Here is a 16,698-nt window from a genome sequence, read left to right on the forward strand (position 1 = left end):
ACTCGATATGAGAACAAAGTAGCAACAGAACATTAAGGGAACACTGACATGGCGAAAGAAATTACAACCATTCTGATCCGTTCGCGTCACACGCTGATCGGGGATGCCTTGGGCATTGTTGCCCTGATGGTTTTGTTGTTTGTCGGATTGGCCTTGCCCGGGCCCGTCTGACCTGCCGCGCGGCGGTCTGGTCCGCACCATTGCCTGTCCCACACTGCAATGATTTTACCCCGCCTGACATCACGGATTTGCCTCTTGCTGATGCCTTAGGACCAGACCGCCGCAAAACTCGCCGCCGCCATCCTGTCCCGGATGTGCGGCGGTTTTTTTATGCGCGAGCCTTGGCGGTCTGCAGCGCGTCCAGCGTCGCGTCAAACGCCAGCATGATGGACGCATGGCGGTTCTTATAATCGCGCGCGGGTTCCAGCACGGCCAGCCCGTCAAAAGGGGCTGCAGGCACGGGGCCATCCGATTTCAGCATCGCGAGCAGGGCATCGCGCCCCGCCTGCACCTGATCCTCGGTCAGCCCGACGATCGCGCCGCCGACGACCGCCGCCGCCGCTTGCCCCAAGGCGCAGGCTTTCACGTCCTGCCCGTAGTCGGTGATCACGCCGTCCTGCACGACGATATCGACCGTCACATTCGACCCGCAGAGCGGCGCGCGCTTTTTCGCCGTGGCCGTGGGCGCGGGCAGGCGGGTGTTGCGCGGCATGTCGGCCGCCAGCGCCAGAATGCGCGCGGAGTAGAGTTTGATCATGTCGGTTTCGGCTGACATCGCATTTGCCCTTCGGTGCTGTTCTGTCTAGTTAGGGCGCTGCACGCCGCTTGCAAAGGGGAACCCGATGCCTTTCGACCCAACCAGTCTCACATATAACGACGCAGGGCTGATCCCTGCAATCGCCCAGGATGCCGCATCGGGCGAGGTGCTGATGATGGCCTGGATGAACGCCGAAGCCGTGGCGCGCACGCTGGAAACAGGCCGCGTCACCTATTGGTCACGCTCGCGTCAGGCGTTCTGGGTCAAGGGCGACACCAGCGGTCATGTGCAGGAACTGGTCGATTTCCGCGTTGATTGCGACCGCGATTGCCTGCTGGTGACGGTCAACCAGACCGGGCCTGCCTGCCACACGGGGCGGCGGTCGTGTTTCTATACCGCCGTGCGGGCGGGTGACGAGGTGGAACTGATGCAGCCTATGGCGCCAACCCCACCATCCGCCTGATATCTGCGGGGCTGGCCTCTTCGGCGCGGAATTTGGCGATGGCCTTGGCGTCGTCACGCTTGGCAAGGCGTTTACCAGCATCGTCGCGGATCAGGCCGTGGTGGTGATAGCGCGGGGTGGGCAGGCCCAGCAGGCGTTGCAAGGCCACATGAATCTGCGTCGCCTCGGCCAGATCCGCGCCGCGCACCACGTCGGTCACACCCTGTGCCGCATCGTCGATCACCACACTGAGGTGATAGGACGTGCCGCTATCCTTGCGCCCTATCACGAAATCGCCCACGTCGCGGCGCAGGTCCTGCCGCGAAACATCAACCTGCACACCGTTGTTCGCGAAAGACATTCCCTCATCCGGCAATGTATCCAGATCAAACCGCAGCACCGCATCGCGCGGGGGCTGGGCCGCATCCCCACGCTGCCCTTTGCAGGTGCCGGGATAGATCAGCCCGTCAGGACCCAAGGGCGCACCTTCCTGCGGCGCGCTTAACGCGTCCTGAATATCGCGCCGCGTGCAGGTGCAGATGTATAAATGCCCCGCGCGCCACAGATCGTCGATCACGCTGTAATAGGTGGCCATCCGGTCCGACTGGCGCAGCACAGGCCCGTCCCATGTCAGGCCAAGCCATGCCAGATCGTCGTAAATCTGCGCCTCCCACTGCGGGCGGGCGCGGGTCTGGTCGATATCCTCGATCCGTAGCAGGAATTGCCCACCCACCGCACGCGCCATGTCATGCGCAAGGATCGCGGAATAGGCATGCCCCAGATGCAGCGGCCCCGTCGGGGACGGCGCAAAGCGCGTGATCATTCCGCGGCAAGCGCCTGCGGGGCCAGCCAGTCTTGCCAATCCGCCTTGGCGCGGTCGGTATAGGCCTTGTAGCGGTCCTTGCGCCCGCGACGCCCGCCTTTGACGCCGTCAAGCGGCGGGAACAGCCCGAAATTCACGTTCATCGGCTGGAATGTCTTGGCATCCGCGCCACCCGTGATGTGGGTGACAAGCGCGCCCATGGCGGTGGTATCCGGCACTGGCGACAGGCTGCGCCCTTGCAGTTCCGCCGCCGCCATCCGGCCGGCAAGCAGGCCCATCGCGGCACTTTCGACATAGCCTTCGACGCCCGTGATCTGCCCCGCAAAGCGGATATGGGGGCGCGAGCGCAGGCGCATCTGGTCGTCCAGCAAGGTGGGTGAGTTGATGAACGTGTTGCGGTGGATGCCGCCAAGACGGGCGAATTCGGCAGTCTCCAGTCCTGGAATCATCGCAAAAACAGTCTTTTGCGCGCCGTATTTCATCTTGGTCTGGAAACCGACGATGTTGTAGAGCGTGCCCAGAGCATTGTCGCGGCGCAGCTGCACCACAGCATAGGGTTTGTTCTGCGGATCATGCGCATTGGTCAGGCCCACGGGTTTCATCGGGCCAAAGCGCAGGGTTTCGCGCCCGCGCTCGGCCATCACCTCGATCGGCAGGCAGCCGTCGAAATAGCCGGCGGTTTCGCCTTCCTTGAACTCGGTTTTCTCGGCGGCCAGCAGCGCGTCGATGAAATCCTCGTATTGCGCCTTGGTCATCGGGCAGTTGAGATAGGCTGTCTGTTCCTCGACAGTCTCGCCTTTGTCATACCGCGACTGCATCCATGCAACGTCCATATTGACCGTCTCGTGATAGACGATGGGCGCGATGGCATCGAAAAAGGCCAGCGCCTCGGTCCCTGTCTCGGCGGCAATCGCCTCGGCCAGCGCGCCAGAGGTCAGCGGGCCGGTCGCGATGATCCAGTGACCGTCATCGGGCAGGGCGGTGATTTCCTCGTAGCTGACGCTGATATTGGGGTGCGCTTTCAGCGCGGCTGTCACGCTTTCGGCGAACGGGTCGCGGTCCACGGCCAGCGCGCCACCCGCAGGCAGGCGGTGACGCTGCGCCATATCCATGATCAGCCCGCCAGCGGCCCGCATTTCCCAATGCAACAGACCCACCGCGTTTTGTTCATGGTCATCCGAGCGGAAGGAATTGGAACAGACCATTTCCCCCAGATTGCCGGTGCGGTGGGCAAAGGTGCCGACCTTGGGGCGCATTTCGTGGATGACGACGCGGATGCCCGCAGTGGCGGCCTGCCAGGCGGCCTCTGATCCGGCCATACCGCCGCCGATGATGTGAAGTGTGTTCTGCATGCTCTGGATTTAGTCCCGTGGCAGGCAAAAGAAAAGGCCCGCAGTTGCCTGCGGGCCTTGTCACTTGCATAGCTATGGCGTCTTAGCCGCCGAAACCAAGGAAGCTGCGTTCACCGAATATGTTGCCGCCACCGTTGCGGCCGATCTTATAGGCCGCGCCGATGGAGATGTATTCCGCTTCTTCGCTGCCGGCGAAGGTTTCACCCTCGATATTGCCAGACGTGCTGATCTGGCCGATCTGGGCAAAGACGGACGTACCTTCGCTGAAGGTATACCGCGCCAGAAGAGAGGCGTCATTGAACGTCACATCGACGTCCGAGCCGGCGCTGATCGAGAAAGCATTGTAATCGACCCCTACCGAGATGGCGGGCGTCACGGCAAATTCGGCATTGAGCCCGAAAATCGTCACATCCTCGTCTCCGTCAAGATCGTCCGACTCGACCGCGCCGAAATACGCACCAAACTGGCTTGTCGCAAAAGTAGAGCCGTATTCGATCCCGTATGTCATCACATCCAGATCGTCACCGCTATCCGCGCCGACAAAAATGCCGACAGCTGCGGACGGTGACACCAGATACATGCCATGCGCGGTCACGTTGAACACCGAGGTGTCGTCATCGGAAGCATCGGAAAACGCGAGGTTGCCCCCCAGCGCAAAAGCGGAACCGACCCCGATTTCGCCACCGCCGCTGAGGCTGGTCACTGTCCGATCAACGTCGGAATCCGTGAAGGTGCTCACGGCCCCTTCGACAGAGCCCACAAGCTCTTGCGCCATGATAGGGGTCGCGGCAACGGATATCAGCGCCGCGGCAACGATTTTCTGAAGTGTCATTAGATGCCTGTATTTTTGATTTTTGACTAATACATCGATATCCAAAAGCAGCCAAAACTCAATCAGAACAAGATCAATCCGCGTTTTCTGTTACGTAATTACTACATTGGGTAATCACGCACGAAATGAATTTGTCCGGCCCCTTCGCAAATATCGCCAGTATCGCGCAAAAATCGGCGATTGCGATTTTAGTGACAATCTATACACCAATTTCTTTACCTGACGCACGGCCCCTTACACGCAGGATCATGTAAAATGTCCCCGGTCGGTGACGCGGATCAAGCGTGCCGAGGTGACAAGGCCCGATGCAAAACACCGAGCCATATCAAGATGTTTCAGCCCCCGAACACAAAGGGCAATTCGAGAAAGCCGCGTGTGCCAAAGGTCGTGCCCCGGTCGCCGCCGAATTCATAGGTCGCGCCGATTGCATAATAGACTTCGTTGTCGGATATCACAGAATCCTCGAACATCAGGTTACCGACCTTGGCAAAGAAAGCGGGTCCCGAAGCCAGTGTATACGCCGCACCCAATTCGAAGGTCGAATAATCCTGTTCGGTCGTTTCTTCGATCGACACGATTTCATAGCTGCCGATCACCGAAACCCCATTCCCGAATGCGTAATTCCCGTCGAGACCAAAATAGGTCAGGTCTGTATCTTCCACCTCGCCCACGCCGAAATAGCCCTGCGCCGAAACCGGGCCAGCGTTATACGCCGCTTCAACACCGTAATTGTCGATCTCCAGGTTATTGGAGGACGAATCCAGTGACTCGCGGCTAAACCATAGCCCAACGCTGATTTCGCTATTCAGATCATAGATCCCGTGCAATGTCAGGTTCACCAGATCAAGGTTGTCGGCATCTGCGAAAGAATAATAGGACAAGTTGCCGCCAATCGCGATAACAGGCGTCAGACCGTATTCCAGAGCCGCGCGGAACGTCGTCTTTTCATAGACGGTCAGGTCGTCAAACTCGCTGTACTCGATGCCGACCGACCCGCCGGAGAACCCTTGGGCAAAAGCAGCCGCCGATCCGGCAAATGCAACGACGCCCGCCGCCAAAAACGTTTTGATCATCGTATCACTCCTAAAAAAGCAATTTACGTGACTATTGCTTAACGTTACGTCATGCAGAAAACCAGTCGGAAACTGCACATGATCACCCGACACAGCGCAATGCGCAAATTTTCCGTTTATAATTCGTGCCTTATGCCTCATCAACCTCTGCGTCACCCTGATCGGCGATCCAGGCCACGCTGACCACTGTTTCGCCCTTGCCGGTGTCAAAGACCTTGACGCCGCCTGCACTGCGCGAGCGGAAGGAAATCCCCTCGACCGGCACGCGGATCGATTGGCCTGTGGATGTCACGAGCATGATCTGATCCGACATATCGACCGGGAAGGATGTGACAAGCGGACCGCCGCGCATCGCCTTGTCCATCGCGGCGACGCCCATGCCGCCACGCCCGCGCACCGGATAATCGTGGCTGGACGACAGCTTGCCGGACCCTTTGGCGGAAATCGTCAGGATCAGGTTTTCCGCCGCCGACATTTCGGCATAGCGTTCGGGGCTGATCTGGCCGGGGGCGGCTTCTTCATCCTCGACCTCGGCATCGTCGGCCAAGCCCGCCATGGCACGGCGCATTTTCAGGTAGGCGGCGCGCTCTTCGGCCTCGGCCTCGAAATGGCGAATGATGCTCATCGACACGACCTTGTCGTCGCCCTGCAACCTTATCCCGCGCACACCGGTGCTGTCACGGCCTTTGAAGACACGCACATCGGTGGTCGGAAAGCGGATCGCGCGGCCCGAATTGGTGACCAGCATCACGTCATCATCCGGTGAACAGATGCGCGCATTCACCAAAAGCGTCTGGTCGTCAGGCAGTTTCATCGCGATCTTGCCGTTCGACTTGACGTTGGTGAAATCCGACAAAGCGTTGCGCCGCACATCGCCCGCCGATGTCGCAAAGACGATCTGAAGGTCGTCCCATTCCGCCTCTGGCCGGTCCACGGGCATGATCGCCGCGACCGACACGCCTTGCGGGATCGGCAGGATGTTGACGATGGCCTTGCCCTTGGCCGTGCGGCTGCCCAGCGGCAAACGCCATGTCTTCAGCTTGTAGGCCATGCCGTCGGTCGTGAAGAACAGCAGTTGCGTATGGGTATTGGCCACGAACAGGGTCGTCACCACATCCTCTTCCTTGGTCGCCATCGACGACAGGCCCTTGCCGCCGCGCCGCTGCGCGCGGAAATCGGCCAGTGCCGTACGCTTGATATAACCACCCGAGGTCACGGTCACGACCATGTCTTCCTGTTCGATCAGGTCCTCGTCGTCCATATCGCCCGACCAGTCGACGATCTGCGTGCGGCGCGGCACGGCGAATTGGTCGCGCACTTCGGTCAGCTCGTCGCGGATGATTTGCAGGATGCGGTCGCGCGACCCCAGAATTTCCAGATATTCGCGGATCTTGCCCGCCAGCTCCTGCAATTCGTCCGTCACTTCCTTGACGCCGATCTGGGTCAGGCGTTGCAGGCGCAATTCAAGGATCGCGCGCGCCTGCGCCTCGGACAGGTTATATGTGCCGTCTGCGTTGGCGGTATGGGTCGGATCGTCGATCAGCTTGATATATTCAAGGATCGCCGCCGCAGGCCAGCGCCGCGTCATCAGCGTATGGCGCGCATCGGCGGCATCGGCGGACTGGCGGATGGTGGCGACGACTTCGTCGATATTGGTGACCGCGACAGCCAGACCGCACAGGATATGCGCCCGTTCGCGGGCCTTGCGCAATTCGAACGCGGTGCGCCGCGCGATCACCTCTTCACGGAAATCGACGAAGGCGACAAGGAAGGCCCGCAGCGTCAGCTGTTCGGGCTTGCCGCCGTTCAGCGCCAGCATGTTGCAGCCGAAATAGGTTTGCATCGGGGTAAAGCGGAACAGCTGGTTCAGCACCACCTCGGCGGTTGCGTCGCGTTTGAGTTCGACCACCACACGCACGCCGTTGCGGTCGGATTCGTCCTGCACATGCGCGATGCCTTCGATGCGCTTGTCGCGCGCGGCCTCGGCAATGCGGTCGATCATGACCGATTTGTTCACCTGATAGGGAATCTCATTGATGACAATGGCATAGCGGTCTTTCCTGATCTCTTCGACGACCGTTTTCGCCCGCACGATCACAGATCCGCGCCCTTCAAGGTATGCCTTGCGCGCGCCCGATCGCCCTAGGATCAACCCGCCTGTCGGGAAATCGGGGGCTGGGATATATTCGATCATCTCTTCGGATGTCAGGTCGGGGTTATCGATCAACGCAAGTGTGGCGTCGATCACCTCGCCCAGATTATGGGGTGGAATGTTCGTGGCCATGCCGACGGCGATACCGCCCGCGCCATTGACCAGCATATTGGGGAAACGGGCGGGCAGGACGGTGGGTTCGCGGTCCTTGCCGTCATAGTTGTCCTGAAAATCGACCGTGTCCTTGTCGATATCCATCAGCATATAGGCGGCGGGCTTGTCCATCCGCACTTCAGTATAGCGCATGGCAGCGGCACGGTCGCCGTCCATGGACCCGAAATTGCCCTGACCGTCGAGCAAAGGCAGCGACATGGAAAAATCCTGCGCCATCCGCACCAGCGCGTCATAGATCGCGCTGTCGCCATGGGGGTGGTATTTGCCCATCACGTCGCCGACAGACCGCGCCGATTTGCGATAGCTTTTGTCATGGGTGTTTCCGGCCTCGTACATACCGTACAAAATCCGGCGGTGAACGGGTTTTAGACCGTCGCGCAGGTCGGGGATCGCGCGGGAGACGATCACGCTCATCGCGTAATCCAGATAGCTGGTTTTCAGCTCGTGTTCGATGGTGACGCTCGGCCCCGCATGAGCCATCCGTGTCACCGGCAAATCATCATCGTTTTCAGGGGTTTCGGGGGTATCGTTCACAAAAGGCCGCCTGTCTGCTATCTGCTATATTTGGTTCAAGCGACTATAGCAGACACCCGATCTTGGGTGCAATGGCACAATCCTAAACAGGCCCGAAACGGCGCCTATCGGGCCCTTTTCAACATGCCGAACAGATCACGCGGATCATCGGGGTCGGCGATCAGGTCCAGATCGACGTAATAGGGCGTGTCCTTGATCCGGTCGTGGACATAGCGCAGCGCGCTGAAATCCTCGATGGCAAAGCCGACGCCGTCGAACAGCGTGACTTCGACCGCGGATTTGCGCCCCTGCGTCTGGCCGGTGATGACCTGCCAAAGCTCTGTCACCGGATGGTCGGCGGGCATCTGCTGGATTTCGCCTTCGATGCGGGTCTGGGGCGGGTATTCGACGAAAATGCTGGACCGCGCCACGATATCGCGGTGCAGTTCCGTCTTGCCGGGGCAGTCGCCGCCGATGGCGTTGATATGCACGCCCGCGCCGACCATGTTGTCGGTCAGGATCGTCTGCATATCCTTGTCCGCCGTTGCCGTCGTGATGACCTGCGCGCCCTCGATGGCCTCTTCGGGTGTCGCGCAGGGCGTCACGTGCAGCCCCAATCCTTCCAGATTGCGGGCGCATTTGGCGGTGGCGGCGGGGTCCAGATCATAAAGCCGCACATGGTCGATCCCGCAGACGGCCTTGACCGCAAGACACTGGAATTCCGATTGAGCACCATTGCCGATCATCGCCATCGTGGTGGCACCGGGGGCGGCAAGGTGTTTGGTCGCTACCGCCGTCATCGCCGCCGTGCGCAAGGCGGTCAGCAGCGTCATTTCGGTGAACAGGCGCGGATAGCCCGAATAAACATCCGACAGTACACCGAATGCGGTAACCGTCTGCAAGCCTTCGCCCATGTTCTTGGGGTGGCCGTTCACGTATTTGAACCCGTAAAGCACCCCGTCCGAGGTCGGCATCAATTCGATCACACCCACATCCGAATGCGACCCCACGCGCGGGGTCTTGTCGAACTGGTCCCATTTGGCGAAATCTTCTTCGATATTGCGGGCAAGGTCCGCGATGAAGGTCTCGATCCCGATGTGATGGACAAGGCGCATCATGTTGTCGACGCTGACGAAAGGCACCAGCGCGCGGGGGGATGCTTTGAGCATTACTTGTAACTCCGGGTGGGGCGGTCGAACACGCGACGGCCCAGCAAAGATGCGGTCAGATCGACCATCAGGTTGGCGGTCTTGCCGCGGTCGTCCAGAAACGGGTTCAACTCGACCAGATCGAGCGAGGTGACAAGGCCGGAATCAGACAGCATTTCCATCACCAGATGGCCTTCGCGCACGGTGGCACCGCCGGGCACCGTGGTGCCGACGGCAGGGGCGACAGAGGGGTCGAGGAAATCGACATCAAGCGACACATGCAGCATCCCGTCCACCGCCGCCACGCGGTCAAGGAAGGCCTGCAACGGCGCGCTGATCCCTTCCTCGTCGATGCGGCGCATATCGACCAGTTCGACATCGCCGCGCGCAAGGATTTCATGTTCCGCCGTATCGACCGACCGCAGGCCGATCATGCAGATATTGGCAGGCTCGACCCGCACGGGCAGGGGTGGAAAGGCATCGAACCCACGCCGTCCCGTGACGTAACCTACGGGTGTTCCATGCAGATTGCCGCTGTCGGTGGTGTCCGGCGTATGGATATCGCTATGCGCATCCAGCCAGAGCGCGAAGAACGGCCGCCCCTCGCTTTGCGCATGGGCCGCCATGCCCGCGACCGTGCCAGCGGCGAGCGCGTGATCGCCGCCCATGAAAATGGGAAATCCCTGTGGGGCCGCCTTTTGCGCAGCCGCCATCAGCGTCTGGGTCCAGCCCACGTTTTCAGCCAGCTTGTAGACCAAGGGGTTGCGCGGTTCGGCCACTTCGACCTGCGCGGGGGCAAGGTTGCCCCAATCCTCCACGCTATGGCCCAAGGCGGTGACTGCCTCGGCCAGTCCTGCGGTGCGATAGGCATCCGGCCCCATCAAACAGCCCCGGCGGCGTTTGCCACAATCCACGGGGGCCCCGATCAATATGCAATGTTTTTGTGTCATTGCGGCAGATTAGCCAAAACGCCGCTTGGCGGAACCGCGCAAAGTGTGCAAAACGGGCAGGAATTGATCACTATGGGCAGCTATCATGGACGAAACGGACAGCGCCATCATCCGCGCGTTGCGGCAGAACGGGCGGGCGTCGCTGTCGGACCTTGCGGCAACAGTGGGCGTCACGCGGACGACCTTGCGCGCGCGCCTTGATCGGCTGATCGCGGGCGGCGAGATTGCGGGCTTTACCGTGCTGACACGCTCTGACGTGCGCCCCGATGCGGTGCGCGGGCTGATGATGCTCGAAATCGCGGGGCGCGCGGCGGAACGGGTGATGAAACGCCTGACCGCGATGCCAGAGGTGATCGTGGTCCATTCCACCAACGGCACGTGGGACCTGATCGCCGAGATCGGCACCAAAAGCCTTGAGGATTTCGATCAGGCTTTGTTCGCGATCCGCCGGATGGACGGTGTCACGCGGTCCGAGACGAGCCTTTTGCTATCATCACGGCGCTGATCCAGATGGCCATCAGGCCAAAGGACAGCACGGCGTTCCAGCTTGCCATCGACAGCGCCAGGAATTCCCACGTCACCTGATCGCACATGACAACGCGCGGCCCGTCGATCGCCAGAAGATCGGCCCCCGACAACCCTTGCAGGCTGCCACCACCGGAACAGGATGTCGGGCCGTCCCACCAATCGCGTTCCACGCCGGTATGAAACACACCGATGGCCGCCGTCGTGCCTGCCGCCACAGCGCCCAGGGCGGGCAGGGCGCGCCCGCCGAACCGGAGCGCGAGCAGGGCAATGGCGATTGCCGCAAAATGCGGCCAGCGCTGCCACAGGCACATCGCACAAGGCGGATAGCCCAAGGCCTGAAACAGATAGGCCCCCGCAAGCAGGCCAAAAGACCCGGCACCGGCCAGAAAAACCATCAGATTGCGTGTCACATGACCCCCAGTACGGCGAAACCACCGATCAGCAGAATGCAGAACAGGATGAACATCAACCCCAGCCGACGTTCGATGAAATCACGGATCGGTGCGCCGAATTTCCACAGCAAGGCCGCGACCAGAAAGAACCGCAACGCACGCGCAGCGATAGACGCCGCAATGAAGACAGGCAGCGACAATTGCGTGACACCGGATGCGATGGTGATGACCTTGTAAGGGAAGGGCGTGACACCCGCGACGAGCACGGCCCAGGCGCCATAGCTGTTATAGGTCGCGGCGAATTCGGTGAAATACGCCTCTTTGCCGTAAAATTGCAGGATCTGGACGCCCACGGTCTCGTAGAGCGCGAAACCGATGTAATAGCCGAACATCCCGCCCAGCACCGACGCGACCGTCGCTACACCTGCGATCACAAAGGCGCGCGACGGGCGGGCGATGATCATCGGGATCATCAGCACATCGGGCGGGATCGGAAAGAAAGACGATTCGATGAATGCCACCGCCGCCAGTGCCCAAAGCGCATAGCGCGTCTGCGCAAGGGCGATCGTCCAGTCGTAAAGTGCGCGCAGCATCGCAAAGCCTTTGTTGGTTGGGCTGCTTAGGCCATGCCGCCGCTTTGCCGTCAAGCGATTGCAAATCCGATTGACGCCGTTCGGCAGCCGGATTAGGAACCCATCCAGTGCCGATGTGGCGGAATGGTAGACGCAGGGGATTCAAAATCCCCCGGTGGTAACATCGTGTGGGTTCGAGTCCCTCCATCGGCACCAATATCACCTGCATGTGCGACGTTTTCGCAAATGCCCAATTGACAAGCGTTTCGTTTGGCGTGGGTCACTTTGATGCCACTTTTGGTGTGCAAGATAACGGGGTGGTGCAGGTCGCCCTTCGGGTCGCGAACGCGCTTGCAAAATGATGATGTGTCGGGAATGTAGGGGCGGGTAACCGGGCCTTTTTGCAGGTTCGGCCGTTTGTTGTGTAACCGGCGCCCGTCGCGCCATCTGGCAGAGATTGATCATCCGTGGCACGGTTCTCATCCGAACAACCCGACCAAGGCCAGCGTGCCGATACCGTTGCCTATGGCCGCAGCGATCTGTTGGGCTTGGCCGGACCGGATGTCCGCGAGATCATTTATAAGCCCGACGATCCCGACCGCAGCCGTGTCAGCTATGCCTGCGGTACCCGAATGACCTATGCCCAGATCGCCGAGGTCATTCCGTGTTTCACCCCCGGCACCCGGATCGCGACGCCCAAAGGTGAAAAGCCTGTCGAGGATCTCAAGATCGGCGACCGCGTGCTGACACGCGACAATGGCATCCGGTTCATCACATGGGCCGGCCAAAAGACGATGACCATGCAGGACCTCCAGATTTCGGCCAATATGCGCCCCGTGATCATTCGCAAGGGCGCGCTGGGGCAAGACCTGCCCGAACGCGACATGATCGTGTCACCCAACCATCGCGTGCTGGTGGTGTCGGAAATGGCGAAACTCTATTTCGACGAATCCGAGGTCCTGATCGCGGCCAAGCATCTGACCCACATGAAGGGCATCGAGACCTCCGACCAGCCCGAGGCGACCTATATCCATTTCATGTGCGAAACCCATGAAATCGTGCTGTCGGACGGGGCATGGACCGAAAGTTTCCAGCCGAGCGACTACACGCTGCAAGGCATCGACGCCGACCAGCGCGAGGAATTGTTCCTGCTGTTCCCCGAACTTGCGACCAAGGAAGGCGTGCGGCGCTACCGCGCGGCGCGCAAGACGTTGCAAAAGAACGAAACCGGCCTGATCACCAAGAAAGACTAAAGCGCGGTTCTCCGCCAGGCTTCCCATTGCTCGGGCGTGTCCAGATCGAACCGCGCGTGCTGATCGGGCAGGGGCACCGTGCAGGTTGCGGTCTTGTGCGCCTGCACGATCGTTTCGCCACCCGAATCCCCCGCAAGCGCCGCGAAATCCGGTCGCAAGCGGCTATCGAAGATCACCGGATGACCGGGTTTGCCGTCCTCGGTCGCGCCACGCCAGATCAGGTGATCGGGATGCAGGTGGCGCGCCGCGAAAACGACCTGCAGATCGCCGGTAGTCAATGTCAGCAGATCGCCCAGCAGGATCATGAACGCATCGCATTCAGGCAATTGCGCCACGGCATCGCGCATGGTGACCGACATGCCCTGCGCGGCCTCCGGCACGGCTAGCACACTTGCATCCAGATCCCGGATCGTGGCTGCGCGCGGATGACCGGCGGCGGGCAAGGCGACAAAGACGGGATGTCCCGTCGCTTGCGCCATCAGCACCTGACGGCGCAGCAATGGCATGCCATCGACGACCTGCATCAGCTTGTCCTGCCCCCGCATCCGGCGGGACGCGCCAGCGGCAAGGATCAGGATGGGGATCATCCGCGCATCGCCAGTCCGTCAGGGTCGAACAAGGGTGTCGTGATGCGGCGGGCAGGGCGACGCTGGCCCATGATCTCGATCTCGACCGTCATGTCGTCGGACGCCTCGTCGCGGGGGATCAGCGCATAGGCGATGGATTTGTCCGCATGATGCGAATAGCCGCCCGAGGTGCAGAAGCCCTTGACCGCGCCCCCGATGAACACGGGTTCATAGGCCACGACATCGGCATCATCCACATCGACCTCGAAGGTCGCCAGCATCCGTGCGGGCGGCGTGGCGCGTTCGGCCTCGGCCAAGCTGCGCCCGATGAAATCGGCATTCTTCTTGAAGCTGATGAAACGGTCCATCCCCGTCTCGGCGGCGGTGTAATCGGGCGAAAACTCGCGCGCCCAGGAACCGAAAAAGCGATCCAGCCGCAGCGACATCATCGCGCGCATCCCGAATGGCGCGATGCCATGCGGCGCGCCCGCCTGCCAAAGCGTCCACCACAATTGCCGCTGGTCCATCGGGTCGCAGTAGATTTCGTATCCCAGATCACCGGTGTAGCTGACGCGCTGCACGATGCAGGCGACTTGTCCCACCGTCATGCGGCACACATCCATGAACCTGATCCCCGCCACATCGTCGCGCGTGCAGGCGGCCAGCACATCACGCGCTCTGGGTCCGGCGATTTGGAAGCCTGTGCGCTTGTCCGAGATATTCTCGACCCGCGCCTCGGGGCTTTCGTTCTGCAGGAACCAGCGGTGGTGAATCTCCTGCGCGCCATAACTGGCGGTCAGTTGAAACTCATCTTCGGCGAGGCACGAAACGGTGAAATCGCCCCAAAGCCGCCCCTTGGGTGACAGCATCGGTGTCAGGGACATCCGCCCCGGTTGCGGGATGCGCCCGGCCATGATCCGGTCGAGCCATGCGCGCGCGCCGGTCCCCGTCACGCTGAACTTGCCGAAATTCTGCACCTCGTTGATGCCGACAGCACCCCTCACGGCGGCGACTTCACGCGCCGTCGCTGCAAAGGCGTCGGACCGGCGAAAGGTCGGGGTCTCGTAGGTCGGATCGCCTTCACGGGCGAAGTAATTTGCGACTTCCAGCCCGAACTGATGGCCCCAGACAGCGCCCAGATCGGTGAAGATGTCATACATCGGCGTCGTGCGATGGGGCCGGGCGGCGGGCAATTCCTCGTTCGGGTAGCTCACGGAAAACCGGTTCTGGTAATTCTCGATCACCTTGGGGCGGGTATAGCCGGGCGTGATCCAGCGGCCATAGCGCGCGATATCGAGCGCGCTGACATCGCGTTCGCATTCACCAGCCGTCATCCATTGCGCCAGCATCAGGCCCACGCCGCCGCCTTGGCTGAACCCCGCCATCACGCCACAGGCCGACCAGTAATTCCGCAAGCCCGGCACGGGACCGACCAGCGGGTTGCCGTCGGGCGCAAAGGTGAACGGCCCGTGGATCACCGATTTGACCCCCGCACGTTCCAGCACGGGAAAGCGTTTGTAGGCAAAGGCGATGGAATCCTCGATCTTGTCGAGGTTGTCGGGCAGCAATTCATGCCCGAAATCCCACGGCGTGCCGTCGACGGCCCAAGGCTTGCAGGGCTGTTCATAGAACCCGATGCACAGCCCGCGCCCTTCCTGCCGCAGATAGCTCTCGCCGGCGGGGTCCATGACATGGGGATGTTCGCTGTCGCGCTCGTAGATCTCGGGCAGGTCGTCGGTGACGATATACTGGTGTTCCATCGGGTGCAGCGGGACGTAGGACCCCGCCATCGCCGCGACTTCGCGCGCCCAGAGACCAGCGGCATTGACCACATGTTCGGCGTGGATCGTGCCTTTGTCGGTCACCACGTCCCATGTGCCATCGGCGCGGGGGTTCGTCTCGATCACCTTGCAATGCAATTCGATCGTGGCACCGCCCATGCGCGCCGCCTTGGCATAGGCATGGGTGGTCCCCGACGGGTCCAGATGCCCGTCGAGCGGGTCGTAAAGCCCGCCGACGATGCCGTCGAGGTTCGTGATCGGCGCGATCTTCGCGATCTCGGCAGGGCCGACGATTTCGGTCTCCAGCCCCATGTAGCGGTGCTTGGCCCGTTCCGCGACCAGCATGTCGAACCGGTCCTGATTGTCCGCCAATGTCACGCCGCCGACGTGATGCAGCCCGCAGGACATGCCGGTAATCGCCTCCAGTTCGCGGTAAAGGCGGATGGTATAGCCTTGCAGGGCGGCCATGTTGGTGTCGCCGTTCAGCGTGTGAAACCCGCCCGCCGCATGCCACGTGGACCCCGATGTCAGTTCAGACCGTTCCAGCAGCATCACATCCGACCAGCCCAGTTTGGTCAGATGATAAAGCACCGAACAGCCGACGACGCCGCCTCCGATGATGACGGCACGGGTGGTGGTTTTCATGGCGCGGCTCCTGCTGTTTTGCGCATTATGGCAGGGGCTGATCGGTCCGGCGTTCCATTTGCGACATGTTGTGTCGCAGGGACGTTATGGGATGATCCGTGTGTATTTGCTGCCTTCCAGTGTCGCGCCAAGACGCAGACCCGTCTGGCCGAACACGACCGCGATCACCGGCGACAGCGACGTCGTGGTTTCCGCGCGCAACATATCGCTTTGGTTGCTGACGGCATATTCGATGTTGGCGCTGGCGGCCCAGCCGGGCGACTGCCGGAATTCCAACAGCGCGTCAGGCGTCATGAAGAACAGCACATAGCTGAATTGCTGCGCCCCGATCTGCAACCCGGCGCTGCCCGATGTTGCCGAGTAATAATCAACTGTCGACGGCCCGACGCGCAATGCACCGCGCCCGAACGACCCGCCAAGGCCAAAACCGGCATTCGTGATCAAGGGCATCACCAACATGCCGGAAGCCCGCGACGCGAGATCACGGGTGCCGGGATATTCGTTGTACATCTGGTTCAGCGTTGCATCGACGCGCGCGTCGATCACCGCACCGCCGCCGCTGCCGACCCCGTTGTTACACGCGGCAAGCGTGCCTGCCGCCATCAGACCAAGTGTAAAACCGCGCCTTGAAAAACTGCTCATATCCGTCCGCCTCTTGTCAAACCGGGGCGTTGTCCGCCCTTCAGGGTTGCAGGATAGGCGATTGTGACGAAAGTGTCACGCGCTTGGTGCGCTTGGGTGGATT

17 protein-coding genes and 1 tRNA gene are annotated in these 16,698 nt (G+C 61.2%); 5 read left to right on the plus strand and 13 right to left on the minus strand.

Annotation, left to right across the window (positions count from 1 at the left end):
* The first annotated feature begins 48 nt into the window (after positions 1-48).
* Positions 49-171: a hypothetical protein gene (locus tag H147_RS21480; protein WP_019953650.1), complete on the plus strand. Its 123-nt coding sequence runs from the start codon at positions 49-51 to the stop codon at positions 169-171.
* A 157-nt stretch (positions 172-328) separates the two neighbouring features.
* On the opposite strand, the gene H147_RS0101945 is transcribed toward H147_RS21480, so the two are convergent.
* Positions 329-775 (minus strand): iron-sulfur cluster assembly scaffold protein, encoded by a 447-nt coding sequence (locus tag H147_RS0101945; RefSeq protein ID WP_019953651.1) that lies wholly within the window; start codon positions 773-775, stop codon positions 329-331.
* Between the two features lie 67 nt (positions 776-842).
* Between H147_RS0101945 and hisI the strand changes: the two genes are divergently transcribed.
* Positions 843-1,220 carry a phosphoribosyl-AMP cyclohydrolase gene (gene hisI / locus H147_RS0101950; RefSeq protein WP_019953652.1) on the plus strand — a complete coding sequence of 126 codons (378 nt, stop codon included), beginning with the start codon at positions 843-845 and terminating at the stop codon, positions 1,218-1,220.
* Here the strand turns inward: hisI and gluQRS are convergent.
* The 7 genes from gluQRS to rocF form a co-directional block, all read right to left on the minus strand.
* Positions 1,192-2,022, minus strand: coding sequence for a tRNA glutamyl-Q(34) synthetase GluQRS (gene gluQRS / locus H147_RS0101955; protein ID WP_019953653.1), 831 nt, complete (start codon positions 2,020-2,022; stop codon positions 1,192-1,194). The two genes, hisI and gluQRS, sit on opposite strands and share 29 nt — an antisense overlap.
* Complete coding sequence (gene trmFO / locus H147_RS0101960) at positions 2,019-3,374, minus strand: methylenetetrahydrofolate--tRNA-(uracil(54)-C(5))-methyltransferase (FADH(2)-oxidizing) TrmFO (RefSeq protein ID WP_019953654.1); 1,356 nt, start codon at positions 3,372-3,374, stop codon at positions 2,019-2,021. The genes gluQRS and trmFO overlap by 4 nt, the downstream gene beginning before the upstream one ends.
* Before the next feature lie 82 nt (positions 3,375-3,456).
* Positions 3,457-4,251 (minus strand): porin family protein, encoded by a 795-nt coding sequence (locus H147_RS0101965; protein ID WP_162561615.1) that lies wholly within the window; start codon positions 4,249-4,251, stop codon positions 3,457-3,459.
* A 290-nt stretch (positions 4,252-4,541) separates the two neighbouring features.
* Positions 4,542-5,279 (minus strand): hypothetical protein, encoded by a 738-nt coding sequence (locus tag H147_RS0101970; RefSeq protein ID WP_019953656.1) that lies wholly within the window; start codon positions 5,277-5,279, stop codon positions 4,542-4,544.
* Positions 5,280-5,409: 130 nt separating this feature from the next.
* A complete protein-coding gene (gene gyrA / locus H147_RS0101975) occupies positions 5,410-8,139 on the minus strand; it encodes a DNA gyrase subunit A (RefSeq protein WP_019953657.1) in 2,730 nt (909 codons plus the stop codon).
* A gap of 104 nt (positions 8,140-8,243) precedes the next feature.
* Positions 8,244-9,287, minus strand: a complete 1,044-nt coding sequence (gene ocd / locus H147_RS0101980) for an ornithine cyclodeaminase (RefSeq protein ID WP_019953658.1) — start codon at positions 9,285-9,287, stop codon at positions 8,244-8,246.
* Positions 9,287-10,216, minus strand: a complete 930-nt coding sequence (gene rocF, locus H147_RS0101985) for an arginase (RefSeq protein ID WP_026352170.1) — start codon at positions 10,214-10,216, stop codon at positions 9,287-9,289. Before rocF ends, ocd begins: the two co-directional genes overlap by 1 nt.
* Positions 10,217-10,301: 85 nt before the next feature.
* Here rocF and H147_RS0101990 point away from each other — a divergent pair, with 85 nt between their 5' ends.
* Positions 10,302-10,721: an Lrp/AsnC family transcriptional regulator gene (locus tag H147_RS0101990; protein WP_019953660.1), complete on the plus strand. Its 420-nt coding sequence runs from the start codon at positions 10,302-10,304 to the stop codon at positions 10,719-10,721.
* Here H147_RS0101990 and H147_RS0101995 read toward each other — a convergent pair.
* Both H147_RS0101995 and H147_RS0102000 read right to left on the minus strand, forming a co-directional pair.
* Positions 10,678-11,154, minus strand: a complete 477-nt coding sequence (locus H147_RS0101995) for a disulfide bond formation protein B (protein ID WP_019953661.1) — start codon at positions 11,152-11,154, stop codon at positions 10,678-10,680. The genes H147_RS0101990 and H147_RS0101995 overlap by 44 nt on opposite strands.
* Positions 11,151-11,729, minus strand: coding sequence for a YqaA family protein (locus H147_RS0102000; protein ID WP_019953662.1), 579 nt, complete (start codon positions 11,727-11,729; stop codon positions 11,151-11,153). Before H147_RS0102000 ends, H147_RS0101995 begins: the two co-directional genes overlap by 4 nt.
* Before the next feature lie 109 nt (positions 11,730-11,838).
* On the opposite strand from H147_RS0102000, the gene H147_RS0102005 reads away from it, so the two are divergent.
* Both H147_RS0102005 and H147_RS0102010 read left to right on the plus strand, forming a co-directional pair.
* Positions 11,839-11,924, plus strand: a tRNA-Leu gene (locus H147_RS0102005).
* Positions 11,925-12,175: 251 nt separating this feature from the next.
* Complete coding sequence (locus H147_RS0102010; protein ID WP_019953663.1) at positions 12,176-12,961, plus strand: Hint domain-containing protein; 786 nt, start codon at positions 12,176-12,178, stop codon at positions 12,959-12,961.
* Here H147_RS0102010 and H147_RS0102015 read toward each other — a convergent pair.
* From H147_RS0102015 to H147_RS0102025, 3 genes are all read right to left on the minus strand, one after another.
* On the minus strand, positions 12,958-13,548 hold the full coding sequence (locus tag H147_RS0102015) for a nucleotidyltransferase family protein (RefSeq protein ID WP_019953664.1): 591 nt from the start codon (positions 13,546-13,548) through the stop codon (positions 12,958-12,960). The two genes, H147_RS0102010 and H147_RS0102015, sit on opposite strands and share 4 nt — an antisense overlap.
* Positions 13,545-15,953 (minus strand): GcvT family protein, encoded by a 2,409-nt coding sequence (locus H147_RS0102020; protein WP_019953665.1) that lies wholly within the window; start codon positions 15,951-15,953, stop codon positions 13,545-13,547. Before H147_RS0102020 ends, H147_RS0102015 begins: the two co-directional genes overlap by 4 nt.
* An 84-nt stretch (positions 15,954-16,037) precedes the next feature.
* On the minus strand, positions 16,038-16,595 hold the full coding sequence (locus H147_RS0102025) for a lipid-binding SYLF domain-containing protein (protein WP_026352171.1): 558 nt from the start codon (positions 16,593-16,595) through the stop codon (positions 16,038-16,040).
* Positions 16,596-16,698: the final 103 nt, after the last annotated feature.

The sequence above is a fragment of the Yoonia vestfoldensis DSM 16212 genome (assembly GCF_000382265.1).
GTDB lineage: Bacteria > Pseudomonadota > Alphaproteobacteria > Rhodobacterales > Rhodobacteraceae > Yoonia > Yoonia vestfoldensis.

What these genes read in the sequence shown, in the direction of transcription:
- H147_RS21480 (WP_019953650.1), top strand. Translation starts at nt 49, where the DNA reads ATGGCGAAAGAAATTACAACCATTCTGATCCGTTCGCGTCACACGCTG.
- H147_RS0101945 (WP_019953651.1), bottom strand. Translation starts at nt 775, where the DNA reads ATGTCAGCCGAAACCGACATGATCAAACTCTACTCCGCGCGCATTCTG.
- hisI (WP_019953652.1), top strand. Translation starts at nt 843, where the DNA reads ATGCCTTTCGACCCAACCAGTCTCACATATAACGACGCAGGGCTGATC.
- gluQRS (WP_019953653.1), bottom strand. Translation starts at nt 2,022, where the DNA reads ATGATCACGCGCTTTGCGCCGTCCCCGACGGGGCCGCTGCATCTGGGG.
- trmFO (WP_019953654.1), bottom strand. Translation starts at nt 3,374, where the DNA reads ATGCAGAACACACTTCACATCATCGGCGGCGGTATGGCCGGATCAGAG.
- H147_RS0101970 (WP_019953656.1), bottom strand. Translation starts at nt 5,279, where the DNA reads ATGATCAAAACGTTTTTGGCGGCGGGCGTCGTTGCATTTGCCGGATCG.
- ocd (WP_019953658.1), bottom strand. Translation starts at nt 9,287, where the DNA reads ATGCTCAAAGCATCCCCCCGCGCGCTGGTGCCTTTCGTCAGCGTCGAC.
- rocF (WP_026352170.1), bottom strand. Translation starts at nt 10,216, where the DNA reads ATGACACAAAAACATTGCATATTGATCGGGGCCCCCGTGGATTGTGGC.
- H147_RS0101990 (WP_019953660.1), top strand. Translation starts at nt 10,302, where the DNA reads ATGGACGAAACGGACAGCGCCATCATCCGCGCGTTGCGGCAGAACGGG.
- H147_RS0102000 (WP_019953662.1), bottom strand. Translation starts at nt 11,729, where the DNA reads ATGCTGCGCGCACTTTACGACTGGACGATCGCCCTTGCGCAGACGCGC.
- H147_RS0102015 (WP_019953664.1), bottom strand. Translation starts at nt 13,548, where the DNA reads ATGATCCCCATCCTGATCCTTGCCGCTGGCGCGTCCCGCCGGATGCGG.
- H147_RS0102020 (WP_019953665.1), bottom strand. Translation starts at nt 15,953, where the DNA reads ATGAAAACCACCACCCGTGCCGTCATCATCGGAGGCGGCGTCGTCGGC.
- H147_RS0102025 (WP_026352171.1), bottom strand. Translation starts at nt 16,595, where the DNA reads ATGAGCAGTTTTTCAAGGCGCGGTTTTACACTTGGTCTGATGGCGGCA.